11 protein-coding genes and 1 pseudogene are annotated in these 12,429 nt (G+C 66.4%); 2 read left to right on the top strand and 10 right to left on the bottom strand.

Features of this window, described 5'->3' with window-relative positions:
• The 3 genes and pseudogenes from Q0D45_RS18050 to Q0D45_RS18060 all read right to left on the bottom strand — a co-directional run.
• A pseudogene (locus tag Q0D45_RS18050) lies at positions 1-2,033 on the bottom strand (NAD-glutamate dehydrogenase domain-containing protein); the annotation flags it as partial.
• Between the two features lie 114 nt (positions 2,034-2,147).
• Positions 2,148-2,669 carry a DUF4396 domain-containing protein gene (locus Q0D45_RS18055; RefSeq protein WP_293396050.1) on the bottom strand — a complete coding sequence of 174 codons (522 nt, stop codon included), beginning with the start codon at positions 2,667-2,669 and terminating at the stop codon, positions 2,148-2,150.
• Between the two features lie 4 nt (positions 2,670-2,673).
• The gene (locus tag Q0D45_RS18060; protein WP_293396052.1) at positions 2,674-3,099 is read right to left on the bottom strand and encodes a heavy metal-responsive transcriptional regulator; all 426 of its coding nucleotides are present in this window, start codon (positions 3,097-3,099) and stop codon (positions 2,674-2,676) included.
• 151 nt (positions 3,100-3,250) lie between these two features.
• Between Q0D45_RS18060 and Q0D45_RS18065 the strand changes: the two genes are divergently transcribed.
• Complete coding sequence (locus tag Q0D45_RS18065) at positions 3,251-4,561, top strand: chloride channel protein (protein WP_293396054.1); 1,311 nt, start codon at positions 3,251-3,253, stop codon at positions 4,559-4,561.
• Between the two features lie 129 nt (positions 4,562-4,690).
• On the opposite strand, the gene Q0D45_RS18070 is transcribed toward Q0D45_RS18065, so the two are convergent.
• Positions 4,691-4,900: a hypothetical protein gene (locus Q0D45_RS18070; RefSeq protein ID WP_293396056.1), complete on the bottom strand. Its 210-nt coding sequence runs from the start codon at positions 4,898-4,900 to the stop codon at positions 4,691-4,693.
• Positions 4,901-5,196: 296 nt separating this feature from the next.
• Between Q0D45_RS18070 and Q0D45_RS18075 the strand changes: the two genes are divergently transcribed.
• Positions 5,197-5,838, top strand: a complete 642-nt coding sequence (locus Q0D45_RS18075) for a hypothetical protein (RefSeq protein WP_293396058.1) — start codon at positions 5,197-5,199, stop codon at positions 5,836-5,838.
• Positions 5,839-5,841: 3 nt separating this feature from the next.
• On the opposite strand, the gene thpR is transcribed toward Q0D45_RS18075, so the two are convergent.
• The 6 genes from thpR to Q0D45_RS18105 all read right to left on the bottom strand — a co-directional run.
• Positions 5,842-6,429 (bottom strand): RNA 2',3'-cyclic phosphodiesterase, encoded by a 588-nt coding sequence (gene thpR / locus Q0D45_RS18080; RefSeq protein ID WP_293396060.1) that lies wholly within the window; start codon positions 6,427-6,429, stop codon positions 5,842-5,844.
• A 2-nt stretch (positions 6,430-6,431) separates the two neighbouring features.
• Positions 6,432-7,019 carry a hypothetical protein gene (locus Q0D45_RS18085; protein WP_293396062.1) on the bottom strand — a complete coding sequence of 196 codons (588 nt, stop codon included), beginning with the start codon at positions 7,017-7,019 and terminating at the stop codon, positions 6,432-6,434.
• Between the two features lie 88 nt (positions 7,020-7,107).
• Complete coding sequence (locus tag Q0D45_RS18090) at positions 7,108-8,451, bottom strand: sigma-54 dependent transcriptional regulator (protein ID WP_293396065.1); 1,344 nt, start codon at positions 8,449-8,451, stop codon at positions 7,108-7,110.
• Between the two features lie 112 nt (positions 8,452-8,563).
• The gene (locus tag Q0D45_RS18095) at positions 8,564-10,363 is read right to left on the bottom strand and encodes a DUF885 domain-containing protein (RefSeq protein WP_366946494.1); all 1,800 of its coding nucleotides are present in this window, start codon (positions 10,361-10,363) and stop codon (positions 8,564-8,566) included.
• Positions 10,360-11,577: an FtsX-like permease family protein gene (locus Q0D45_RS18100; protein WP_293396071.1), complete on the bottom strand. Its 1,218-nt coding sequence runs from the start codon at positions 11,575-11,577 to the stop codon at positions 10,360-10,362. The genes Q0D45_RS18095 and Q0D45_RS18100 overlap by 4 nt, the downstream gene beginning before the upstream one ends.
• 16 nt (positions 11,578-11,593) lie before the next feature.
• Positions 11,594-12,429: FtsX-like permease family protein (locus Q0D45_RS18105; RefSeq protein WP_293396074.1), on the bottom strand; the 836-nt coding region annotated here is incomplete at its 5' end.

Here is a 12,429-nt window from a genome sequence, read left to right on the forward strand (position 1 = left end):
TGGCTGAACGGCAGGCCGGTCTGCAGCAGGTAACGGGTCAGCGCGCGAACGATGGTGACCTGCCGCGCATCGAGGCCGGCGCCGAGCACCAGGCGGTTCAGGCCATCGTTCTCGAGCAGGCCGTTCCACGAGGCCAGGAACGCCGCTTCGAAATAGGCGCGCTGGGTTTCCGCCGGCAGGCTGCAACCGGGATGGCTGACCTCGAAAGCCTGCAGCCACTGGCTGCCGCCATCGCGGGGCAGGATTTCGGTCGGGTCCTGACGGACGACTCTGAGGCCGAAGTTCTCCAGCGTCGGCAAGACATCGGACAAGGCCAGCGGATCACCAAGCGTGTACAGCTTCAGGCCGACGGCGCGCGGCAGGCTGCCGTCTTCAGGGCTCAGCACCGCCAGCCGCGCAGCCAAGGGCTGCGCCTCGTTCAGCGACGCCAGCACCCGGACGTCGTCGGCCGCTTCGGCAGGCTGGGCCAGCTCGGAGTAGGAAGCCGGAAAGGCATCGACATAGCGGGCAGCGCGGCTGGCGTCATCGCGCCCCCCGTCGAGCAAGCGATCGCGCAATTGATCGCGCCAGGTGCGGGTCGCGATGCCCAGGATCTTTTCGATGTCGCTGGCGGTCAGCGACAATTGGGTGCCGGGCGGCGTCCGCACGATCAATTGCAGACGGGCGATATCGCCACGCAGGAATTCGACTGTACGCTCCAGCGACAGGCCACCGCACAAGGTCATCAGGGTGCTGCCGACCTTGTCGCGCAGCTCGCGCGAATAGCGTTCGCGCGGCAGATAGATCAGGAACGAGAAGAAGCGGCCGTAGCGATCGCGGCGCATGAACAGGCGCAGGCCGTGGCGCTCGCGCAAGCTGCGGATGCCCATGCACAGCCGGAACAATTCGTCCTCGCTGGACTGGAACAGCTCGTCGCGCGGCAAGGTATGCAGGATGTCGCGCAGGTTCTTGCCGGAGTGCGACTGCTCGGCGAGCCGCGAACGCCCCAGCACGGTATCGGCCTTGCGGCGGATCAGCGGAATCTGTCGCGGCCGGTCGATGTAGACCTCGGACGAGAACAGGCCGAGCAGGCGCACGGTGCCGGCCAGGGTGCCGCTGCTGTCGTAATGCTTGACCGAGACCACGTCCATCAAGCCGGCGCGGTGGATGGTCGCGTGCAGGTTGGCCTTGGTGACCACGACCACTCTCGGCGAATCGGCGTACTTGTCCAGCTCCGCCGTCGGCGCGATCAGATCCTGCGCGGCCCAGCGGCTGCCGGCGCGCAGCAGGCCGAGACCGGAGGCGGCGTCGATGCGGAAGCGGCCGCGGCCGTCGGCGGTCTTCTCGGCAACGCTTTCGATGACGCCGAGGAAGGTGAAGTGATGGTTGTGCAGGTAGTCGAGCAAGGCCCGCGCTTCGGCGAATTCCTCGGCATCGGCACCCGGCGGCAGGCTGCCCAGTTGCTCGATCAGGTGCCGCACGCGGGCCAGCGCCAGCGGGTAGTCGTCGACGACCTGCTTCAGATCGTCGAGCACCGCGCGGCAATCCGCTTCGAGCCCGGCCAGCGCGTCGGCGCTCGGCAAGGTCTCGAATTCGAGATGGATCAGCGATTCGGCTGTGCCCTCACCGACTCCGGTCAGCTGGCCATCGGCATCGCGCTGGAGGCGCATCACCGGGTGCACGCTCCAGTCGATCGGGCTGCCCAGACTACGCACGGCCAGGCTCAGCGTGTCGACCAGGAACGGCTGATCGGCGACCACGGTTTCGAGCGTCGCCAAGGTCTGCCCGGCGGCCGGTGGCAGCAACTGCAGCCGATAGCCCTCGGCCGGACGCTGCTGCACCAGCAGCCAATGCTGGCGGGCGATCGCCAGCAGCGCGTCCACGCTGCGCTGGCTCAGCAGCTCGGGAGTCGAGGTCTCGTAGTAGCTGCGCAGGAAACAGCGAAAGCTTTCGCTGTCGCCGGCAGCGTCGAGGTTGGCAATGCAGATGGCATCGAGCCGCGCCAGCAGGTCTTCCTGCGCGCGATCGAGGCCCGCTTCTTGTGGGGCCGTCATGTTTTTAGGTCTCTTCCCGCCGTCTGCGCGGAGTCGCAGTGCGGCTTTGGACCGAGTATGTCGCCATGGGTTCGGACGGCGAAACCCATGGCGCTTTTCAGGGCAGCGATCGCCTCAATGGCAGGGCTGCTTGATGCTCGATTTCAGCAGCCAGTAGTTCACCGGCCAGGCCATCAGGAAGCCGGCCGGCAGCGCTGCCGCATAGCCGGCCCAGAACATCGGGCTGACCAGGGAAGGCGCTCTCACCCCGCCGACGTGGTAATCGGTGAAGTTCATCGCCAGTTCCATCGCCGCGATCGAGATCGTTTCGCCGAGCCACAGCGTGCGCAAGGCCGCGGCCCAGCTCGAACCGCGACGAACCAGCGGCAGCAGGCCCAGGGTGTAGCCGCTGGCAAAGCCGGTGGCGGTGGCCAGCGCCATCGTCGTCCACTGATCAAGACCAAGCGTCACGCCGATCGCCAGGCCGATGAACTCGCCGAGCGCGCAGCCGGTGAGGCAATGCAGGGTCGCCGCCGTGGTCAGGCGGAAGTGGGAAACGGGCGGATGGATGGGAACCTTGGCAGACGAGACGGCGGCATCGCCGTGACAGCAAGCCTTGGTCGCGGCGGGTTCGGCATTCGGGATGGACGTGGACATGGCTTCAGGACTCCGGGCTTTGATTCAGGGAGACCGACTGCACGCCTTCGATGATCGGGCAGCCGGCGACGGTGCCGCTGCCGTGACACTGCTGCTCGAGCGCGACGAGGGTGTCGCGGATCGCGGTCAGCTCACGGATCTTGCGGTCGAGTTCTGAAACGCGTGCCCTGGCCATTTCCCGCACCTGCTGGCGCGGGCCGCCACCGTCCTGCAATTGCAGCAGGCCGGCGATATCACCCAGGGTGAAGCCGAGCGCCTTGGCCTGACGGATGAAGCGCAGGCGTTCGACATCGGCCGCCGTATACAAGCGGTAGCCGCCGCTGCTGCGGTTGGCCACCGGCAGCAGACCTTCGCGCTCGTAATAGCGCACGGTGTCGATGGCAACGCCGGCTGCTTTGGCGGCGGCGCCGATCGTCGTGGTTCGGGACATGCTTGTTCTCCAGACTCGGCTTGCAGCTTGGAGTCTGGACTCTACTTCAGGGTCAAGACCGCCAGTCGGACTCGGCCTGGCGCGCGGCATCGAAGACCTTCCTTTGCGGCCAGGCTCCGTCGCCGGCTTCGCCCCCCGATAGAATGCCGTCATGGATTCCCCGGAAGATGCACACGCGAGCCGAACGGCGTTCCTCAAGGCCTGGCAGGCACGAGCAGTTTTCTGGTGTGGGGCGGTTGCTGTCGGACTGGTCGCTGTCGGCTTCGCGGAAGCCTGTGATTGGGCCATCCAGCAGCACGCGAAACTCATCGCGGCATGGCCGCTCGTCGCCCCCTTCATCACCCCATTCGGATTCGCCGCCGGCGTCTATCTGACCCGAAGGTTCTCCCCGGCCGCCAAGGGCAGCGGCATTCCGCAGGCGATCGCAGCGCTGGACACCACGGACGATGCCCTGCGTTCGCGCTTGCTGTCCTTGCGCATCGCCGTCAGCAAGATCGCCCTGACCCTGCTTGGCCTGCTCAGCGGCGCCTCGATCGGACGAGAAGGGCCCACCGTGCATATCGGTGCCTCCATCATGGATGCGCTCGGGCGTTTTGCGCATTTTCCATCCGAGTCGCTGCGCCGCGGCCTGGTGCTCGCGGGCGGGGCCGCGGGGCTGGCGGCAGCTTTCAATACGCCGATCGCCGGCATCGTCTTTGCCGTCGAGGAAATGGCCCGCTCCTTTGAAGAGCGTACGACCGGCACCTTGATCACTGCCGTGGTACTGGCCGGTGTGGTCGCCACTGGCCTGCTCGGCAACTACACCTATTTCGGCGTCGCCGATGCGCATCTGCTGACCTGGCGAGCCTGGATCGCCGTACCGCTATGCGGCATCGGCGGCGGCTTGATCGGCGGCCTGTTCGCGCGAATGCTGATCAAGGGCAGCAGCATGCTGGCGCCATTGTCGATGCGCCAGGCAGTGTTGCTGGCGGCCGGTCTCGGCATCGTCGTCGCGGTTCTCGGGCTGGCCTCGGGCGGCGCCACCTACGGCTCCGGCTACGAGCAGGCGCGCGGTCTGCTCACCGGCGAGGTCAGCCCCGGCCTGCTGTTTCCGATACTGAAATGGCTGGCGACACTGGCCTCGTATCTCACCGGATTGCCGGGCGGCGTTTTCTCGCCCTCGTTGTCCACCGGTGCCGGCATTGGCGCGGCGCTGGCACCACTGGTTCCGCAGACTTCGCTGGCGACGATGATCGTATTGGGCATGGTCGGCTACTTCACCGGCGTCACCCAATCGCCGCTGACCGGCGCCGTCATCGTGATGGAAATGGTCGACGACCACTCGCTCATCCTGCCGATGCTGGCAACCTGTTTCGTGGCACTCGGCGTCTCCCGTTTGCTGTGCAGGGAGCCGCTCTATCGCGCGCTGGCCCAACCGTTCCTGCAGCAGATCCACCGGACAGCGCCGGGCAGGCACGGATAATCAATCGCGGCGGATAGCCCAGGCCGCGATCGACCTCGGCGAAGCCGAGAAACGGATCGTCGAGACAAAAAAACAAGCCCGCCGGCCGAAGCCGACGAGCTTGCAATCCCGATCTACTTGAATCTTTGCTTAGAGCACGATCACGCCGAAATCGTTCTTGACGATCGCCAGGGTCGCCGAACGCGGACGGCTGATACCGTCGTTGGCCGGCACCGCCGCCAGCAGCATGCGGTTGGTGACATCGGTATAGGCGCCGTCATCAGTCTGGATCCACAGCAGGCCGTCGGAGGCGTTGCTGTCGTGGCCGAACCACAGACTGAGGTTGGTCGCCGCCGGCAAGGCGCGCGACGGGCCGGCAACCGGCTCGACGACGCTGACGCCGTGGGCACTGCAGGGCCGGCACCGGAATGGGTGGACGAGGCGCGATGAACTCGCACCTCGAAGCTGGCAGAGCCGGCAGCCCAGTGAGCTTGTGGTGAGCTTGTAGTGGGCTTGTGTGGCGGTTCCTTGTCAGTGCGAGGACAGCTGCGCGCAGGGCCGTCGCAGCTTTTTGCAAAGCTGCCCTGCGTCACGTCACGATGAACGGCGTCGTAGATAATGCCGCGCGCCATCGGGGTGCAGGAGTAGAAAACCAGATGATCAGATTCGCTGCAGCAGCCGTCGCCTGCCTTCTGTCTTGTGCGGCTGCGGCGGCAAGCGTCGGCCCGCCGGTCGTCGCGGTTTCGCTCGGAACGCTGGGCGCCGGCATCGAAGTCAGGCAGCCGCTGATTCCGCAGTTTCTGAGCCTGGCGCTGCAGGCTCACTACCTGGAGTTCTCGCACGACTTCGTCTACGACGAAACCCGCTACTTCGGCCACGCGCGGCTGCTCAGCGGCGGCGCGCTGCTGAACCTGCAGCCGTTTGGCAACGGCTTCAAGCTGTCTGGCGGCCTCTACGTCAACGGCAATCGCTTCCGCGCCGACACTACGCAGCCGATCGTCGCCACTGATCCGCTGCTGGGCTTTTCGCTGCCGATCGCCACGCACGGCGAAGTCCGTGGCAAGTTCCGGCCCGTTGCGCCGTATGCCGGCGCGGGCTGGACCTGGGGCACTCGGTTTCCGGCAACGCTCGATCTCGGCGTGCTGTTCCAGGGCAAGGTCACGGCATCGGCGGATCTCGACTGCGTCCTGCCGTTCTGCAACGCCCTGGCGGAGCAGCAGAAGCAGGATCTGATCAACGAATTGCGTCAGTACCGCTGGTATCCGGTGCTGCGCTTCACCTTGGGTTACGCGCTGTAAGCCTCAACCCAGCGACCAGCGCCGCACGATCCGGTAACCATCGGCCTTGCCATTGCTGCGGGCACTGCGCAGCAGCGCGAACTCGGTGACCGGCCACAGCACTTCGAAGGGCGGTATCTCGGCCAAGCTGCGAACGTTGCGCTGGCAGCTCAGATGCGGCACGAAAGCTTCGCTGGCTACCGGCAGGCCGTAACGCAGCAGTTCGCGATCCAGCTCGGCCTTGAGTCTTGCCAAGGTCGGCTGCAGCGCCGACGGCCCGAGCCAGGCGGTGCTGGCGTTCGGGAAATGACCGCTGCGATCGAGCCGCAGCAGGAATGGCTTGGCCTGCACCTCATCGCCGGCCAGAAGCGCTGCATCGACCTGGGTGCGGCCGATATCACCGAGCCAGGCCAAGGTCAGATGCAGGCGCTCCGGCTTGATCCGGTAAGCCGCCCCGCCCTCGCCCAGCGGCAATGCCGCAGCCGCCGACGCCAGCCGACGACGTACCGCAGAGTCTGGCCACAGCGCGAAGAAATAGCTGGCACGCCGGCCACCGCGACGGCTCGCATCCGGCAATTCCGAGAACAGGCCCGGCTGATCACGACGGGCCAAGTTCAGCGTTGCGCCAATCGCATCGAACCGAGTGCCGGCAAGCTGCGGTCAAGCAGCCGCCGCGACTGCTCGCAGGCACAGGCCAGCAGTTGCGCCTGTGCCGCAAGATACTCGGCCGGCGTGCTGCCGGCCGGCAGCGAATCACTGAATACCTGCTTGCCGAGCACGACACCGCGGCTGTCATTGACGACAAACTCGATCGCCAAGAGCGCCCGGTCAGCGCCGTCGCCGGGCACTCGTTCCAGCCGCTGCAAGGCTGGCCGCAGACGGACATCGCTGCCGAACCGAGCCGGCCGTGCGAGCACCGAATCCTGGCCGTAGGCGACCCGCAGGTGATCGACCAGAACATCGCCGAACAGCAGCGCTGGCGGGCCGATCAAGCTGCGGCCCGATTGCCGATCGGCGCCGCGATTGACGAAGCCACGGTCGGCATAAAGCCCGCGCCCTTCAAACGGCTCGACGACGATGCGCAGCGGCAGCACGGCCAGATCCTGGTCGAGCAGGCGTTTCGGATCGATCGGCCTGCTGCTGGCGCAACCGGCGAGCAGCGCACCGAGCAGGCTCAAGACGTGGCGGCGGTTCTGTTGCATCGGGCGGGAGAGCGGACATTCTGGGGCGGCGCGGCGCCTAGTGTCCGGGGGAAACTCAAGCCTGCGCAACTGCCCCGCCCCATTCGGCTCAGCCCGGCTGCGCGATCCCGAAACGCTCCATGCGCCGGTACAGCGCCTGGCGCGACAGACCCAGTGACTGCGCCGCGCGGCTGACCATGCCGCCGGCCTTGGCCAACGCCGCTTCGATCGCTTCCTTGCTCGGATCGTCCAGCGAGCGGGCCACTGCGCGCGGCTGCACCTGCAGGCCGAGATCGGCCGGCGCGATCGTGCCGTGCTGGCAGAACAGCCGCGCGCGTTCGAGCACGTTCTTCAGCTCGCGGACATTGCCTGGCCAGCTGTGCGCGTGGAGCAGTTCGCGCGCCTCGTCGGACAGCACGGCGCCACTGTCGCGCAGGAAATGCTCGGCCAGCGGATCGACATCTTCCATGCGCTCGATCAGCGGCGGCAGATTCAGCTCGATGACGTTCAGGCGGTAGTACAGATCTTCGCGAAAGCGGCCTTCGCGGATCATCTGCGGCAGCTCGCTGTTGGTGGCGCTGAGCACCCGCACCCGCGCCTTGCGCACCCGGCTGGAGCCGAGGCGCTGATAGTCGCCGGACTCCAGCACGCGCAGCAGCTTCACCTGTACCGACAGCGGCAGATTGCCGATCTCGTCGAGAAACAAGGTGCCGCCCTCGGCGGTTTCGAAGTGCCCTTCGCGGGCGCGTGTGGAACCGGTATAAGCACCGGCTTCGGCACCGAACAGTTCGGCCTCGGCGAGTTCGGTGGGCAGCGCGCCGCAGTTCACCGCGATGAACGCCGCGGCCTTGACCGCCGAGTTGGCGTGGACGATCTGGGCGATGCGTTCCTTGCCGGCGCCGTTCGGGCCGGTGATCAGCACCGGCGCATTCGAGCGGGCGATCTGGCAGGCCATGGTCACCACCCGCTCGGTGGCATCGGCGGCATAGACCAGGCCGCAGAGATCGAAGCGCGCAGCCAGCGCTTCCCGGCGGCGATTGCGCTCGGCACGTCTGGCCGTCGCTTCACGTGCCGCTTCGGCCAGCTCCAGCAGGTTCTCGACCGTCGCCAGCAGCTTGGCATCGTCCCAGGGCTTGGCGAGGTAATCGGCAGCACCGGCCTTGACCAGTTCGACCGCCACCGCGAGCTGTGTCCACGCCGTCAGCAGGATCACCGGCAGGTCCGGATTGCGGGCGCGGATCGCGTGGAACAGCGCAGCACCTTCCTGGCCGGAGGTGGTATCGGCCGCGAAGTTCATGTCGGCGATCACCAGGCTGACCGGCTCGCGGGTCAGCACGTCCAGGCCGGCCTCAGGCGACACCGCGGTGATCGCCTGGATGTCGTGCAGCGAGAACAGCAGGCTCAGCGCTTCGAGCACGCCGGGGTTGTCGTCGATGATCAGGATCGTTCGCATGGGCACTCCATCGTAACGTCTGATGCAGTCAAGGCCGGCTTTGGTTTGCAGCTGCTGCAACGCCATTGACTGAGGCAACGCGACACCCGTGGGTCCGGGCGCGTTGCGCAGCTCAGCCGGCCTTTGAAGCAGCGATCCAGGCGCGCACCCGCTCGCTCAGGCTGTCCAGCGGCAGCGCGCCACCGCTGAGCACGGTGTCGTGGAAGGCGCGGATGTCGAAGCGATCACCGAGTGCTGCCTTGGCTTCCTCGCGCAAGGCGAGGATGCGCAGCTGGCCCAGCTTGTAGGCCAGCGCCTGGCCCGGCCAGGCGATGTAGCGATCGGTTTCCGACTGCAGGTCCGGTTCGTCGTCCGACGAATGCGTATGGAACCAGTCGACCATCTGCTGGCGTGTCCAGTGCTTGTAATGCACACCGGTATCGAGCACCAGACGGTTGGCACGCAACAGTTCATCGGATAGCCGGCCGTAGTCGCTGAGCGGCTCGGTATAGAAGCCGACGTCCTTGCCGAGCCGTTCGGCATACAGCGCCCAGCCTTCGACATAGGCCGTGTAGCCGGCCTGTTGCCGGAACGGCGGCAGCTCCGGCAGGGTCTGGGCGATCGAGATCTGCAGGTGATGACCGGGCGAGCCTTCGTGGTAGGCGGTCGATTCGATGGTCAGCAGCGAGCGGTGCGCGAAGTCGCCGGTGTTGACCTCGATCTGCCCCGGCCGCTGGCCGTCCGGTGTGCCCTGCAGGTAGGCCGCGCCCGGCGCTTCGTTCTCGCGATAAGCCTCGACCTGCTTGACGATCACCGCGGTCTTCGGCAACAGCCCGAACAGCTTGGGCAGCATCGGTTCCATCTGCGCGTTGTAGCGCTGGTAGGCAGCGACGATCTGCTGCGGCGAGCTGGCGAAGGTGCTGCGATCCTTCTTCAGGGCTGCACGAAAGCTGGCCAGACTCTCGTGTCCGAGGCGTTGGGCGATCTGCGCCTGCTCGGCTTCGATACGCGCGACTTCGGCCAGCCCGAGCTCATGGATCGCCTGCGGCGTCAGGCTGGTCGTGGTCTGTGTGCGAACGGCGTAGCGATACAGCGCATCGCCGCCTGGCAGCGCCCAGATGCCGGGCTCGCGGCGGCCTTTCGGCGCGTAGTCTCGGGCGACGAAAGCCGCCAGACGCCGATAGGCCGGCCGCAGCTTGCCGTCGATCGCGGCGATCGCTGCGGCTTTCAATCGAGCCTGCTCGGCGGCCGGAATGCTGTCCGGAAATTTCTGCAGCGGTGCCGCGAATGCGCTGGCGAGGCCAGCCGGCTCGGCAAGGCTGCGGCATTGGGTCACGACCTTTTCGAGCAGGAACTTCGGCGGCATCAGCCCGGCCTTGAGGCCGCTGCGGGCGACGGCGATCAGCGCATCGATCTGCGCCGGCATCGCGTTCAGGCGCGCGATGTAGTCCTCGAACTGCCGCACCGTATTGGTCGGCAGCACGCTCATGAATTGCGGGTATTGCAGATGCGCACCGGCGGTCTGGTCGAGCGGCATCAGATGCAGGCGCAGGCGGTTGAACTCGAGGCCGTCCTTGAGCTGGTCGATCATCAACTCGCGGTTCAGGCGCTCGGCTTCCGGGAAGCCGCTGCTGTCGATCGCTACGAAGCGCTTGAGAAAATCCGCCGCCCGCTGCTGGCGCCTGACCGTCGCCGCCAGCGAGTTGTCGGTCCAGCGATCGTTGTAGCGATAGTCGCCGATGGTGGTCGCCAGTTCCGGGCTTTGCGCCAGCTGGTCCTGCCATTGCTCGTCTAGCAGCGCGGCCAGGGCCTTGCGCCGAGCTTCGAGCGAGCCATCGTCAGCGGCGAAGCCGTTGCCGCTGACGAGGCACAGCGCCAGGAAAAGGATGCGGCTGAATAAAGCGATGGAACACGGCATGGACAAGTGCTTCACACCGACCGCGTCGCCATCGCCGGCGCCACCCGCGAGGCCCGACGCGCCGGGCCGAGCACGGCAATCTGGCCGAGCACCCACAAGGTCAGGCAGCCGGCCGGCACGTAGTACCAGGGCATCCGCGCGGTTTCGTAGTGCTGGATCAGCCATGCATTGAAACCGTATGCGAGTAGCGTGCCGGCGACCAGACCGAAGCTGGTGATGACGAAATTCTCGGCCAGGAAATGACGCAGGATCGCGCCGCGCGTGGCGCCCAGCGCCCGGCGCGTGCCGATCTGCTTGGTCCGCTGGGTGACCCAGAAGCTGGCCATGCCGACGATGCCGAGCGCGGTGATGATCAGCAGCGAGGCGATGACCACGCCGAGGATGATCATCATCGCCCGGTCTTCGGAGTAGCCGTCGGCCCGGATCTTTTCGACGCTCTTGGCGTCGCGGACGATGCGGTCGGGATTCAGCTCGGCCATCTTCGCTTCGGCCAGCTTCATCATCGCGTCGCGGCGGCCGGGTTCGGAGCGCAGCACATAGCGGGTGAAACGGCCATCGCCGATCATCTCGGGCACCACGGTCGAGTTGTCGATGAGCCGCTTGCTGTGCACCCAGGGCGCCTGCAGCGGATCGACGATGCCGATCACCGTGCTCGGCGCCGCCTCGGTATCCAGATAGAAGGATTTGCCGATCGGGTCTACGCCCGGCCAAAGCTTTTCGGCCAGCGGCTTGCTGAGGATCACGCCCGGCGGCCAGCCTTGCGACTGGCGGGTGCGGCTGCCGATTTCGTCGGACCGGAAATTGCGGCCGGCGACCAGCCGCGCGCCGAGCGTGTTCAGGCCGTGTTCGTCGACGAAGTACATCGCCGTGGGTGCCGTCGGCGACTTCTGTTCCTTGGTCAGCGAAGCACCCTGGCTCCAGCCGCCATCGCTCAGCGGCAAGGAGTTGATCGGCGCGGCGTCGACGATGCCCGGCAGGCCGCGCAGCATCGCAAGGTCTTCGGCCATCGATGCGCGTAGATCGAAATCAGCGCCGAACCCAATGCTGCCGATGGTGAAGGTATCGGCTTCGTTGATGCCGCTTGGCCGGTCCATCAGCGCGGCGCGCTCGCTGATGATGAAGAGACTGTTGCAGACGATCGCCAGGGTCAGCGCGATCTGCAGGCCGATCAGCACCAGCGATACCTTGCTGCGCATCAGCGCCGACAGGATGGGACGTAGTTCGAGCATGGCAGCGTCTCCGGGACTATTGCGTCTTGAGCTGGGTGGCCGGCTGCACCTTGCAGGCGCGCCAGGTCGGGAACAGGCCCGCGAGCAGCGCCGACGCCACTGACAGCAGCAGCGTGATGGCGATCATCGTCCAGTCGAGTTGGGCGATGTTCTTGAACTGCGTGTACAGCACCCGCACGCCCATCAGCCCCGCCGCGGTGAGCACAAGGCCAACCAGCCCGCCGCTGATGCCGACGACACCGGCTTCCACCAGATGCTGCATGAACAATTGCTGGCGGCTGGCACCGAGCGCACGACGAAGACCGATCTCGCCGCTCTTGCGCATGAACTTCGCCAGCAGCAGGCCCACCGTGTTGACCAGGCAGACGGCGAGGAACGCGAAGGCCAGACCGACCTGGATCTCGACATCGCGCGACACCACTTCCTGCAAGCTCAGCCACTGATTGACGTCCGGCAGCAAGGTGGCGACCGGCCGCGGGAAGCGGCCCTGCTTCTTCTGCTCGGTGACATAGGCATCGAGAAAGGACTTGTAGGCGTCCAGCTTCTCGCGGCTGTCGAGCTGCACCCAGAACTGGATCCAGATGCAGTCCGAAGCCAGGAAGCCTTCCCAGCCCGGATCGGCGTTCTTCCAGCAGTTGTTGTTGCCGGTGCTGTCCAGGCGCAGATCGATCGCCGTGGTGAACGGCAGATAGGCGGCTTCGGCATCGGTCAGCGGCCCGTTGGTCACGTCGTAGTACTTGACCCTCGGGTGCCAGTGCGCGAGCACACCGACCACCGAGTATTCGACGTTGTTGAAGCGCACCGTGCGGCCGACCGAATCGGCCCCGCCGAAGAGCTTTTCGTTGGTTTCCT

It is taken from the genome of Nevskia sp. (genome assembly GCF_023266035.1).
Lineage (GTDB): Bacteria > Pseudomonadota > Gammaproteobacteria > Nevskiales > Nevskiaceae > Nevskia.

Excerpts from the sequence above, each read along its gene's own strand:
- Q0D45_RS18065 (WP_293396054.1), top strand. The coding sequence starts at position 3,251 with ATGGATTCCCCGGAAGATGCACACGCGAGCCGAACGGCGTTCCTCAAG.
- Q0D45_RS18085 (WP_293396062.1), bottom strand. The coding sequence starts at position 7,019 with ATGCAACAGAACCGCCGCCACGTCTTGAGCCTGCTCGGTGCGCTGCTC.
- Q0D45_RS18100 (WP_293396071.1), bottom strand. The coding sequence starts at position 11,577 with ATGCTCGAACTACGTCCCATCCTGTCGGCGCTGATGCGCAGCAAGGTA.
- Q0D45_RS18060 (WP_293396052.1), bottom strand. The coding sequence starts at position 3,099 with ATGTCCCGAACCACGACGATCGGCGCCGCCGCCAAAGCAGCCGGCGTT.
- Q0D45_RS18075 (WP_293396058.1), top strand. The coding sequence starts at position 5,197 with ATGATCAGATTCGCTGCAGCAGCCGTCGCCTGCCTTCTGTCTTGTGCG.
- Q0D45_RS18055 (WP_293396050.1), bottom strand. The coding sequence starts at position 2,669 with ATGTCCACGTCCATCCCGAATGCCGAACCCGCCGCGACCAAGGCTTGC.
- Q0D45_RS18090 (WP_293396065.1), bottom strand. The coding sequence starts at position 8,451 with ATGCGAACGATCCTGATCATCGACGACAACCCCGGCGTGCTCGAAGCG.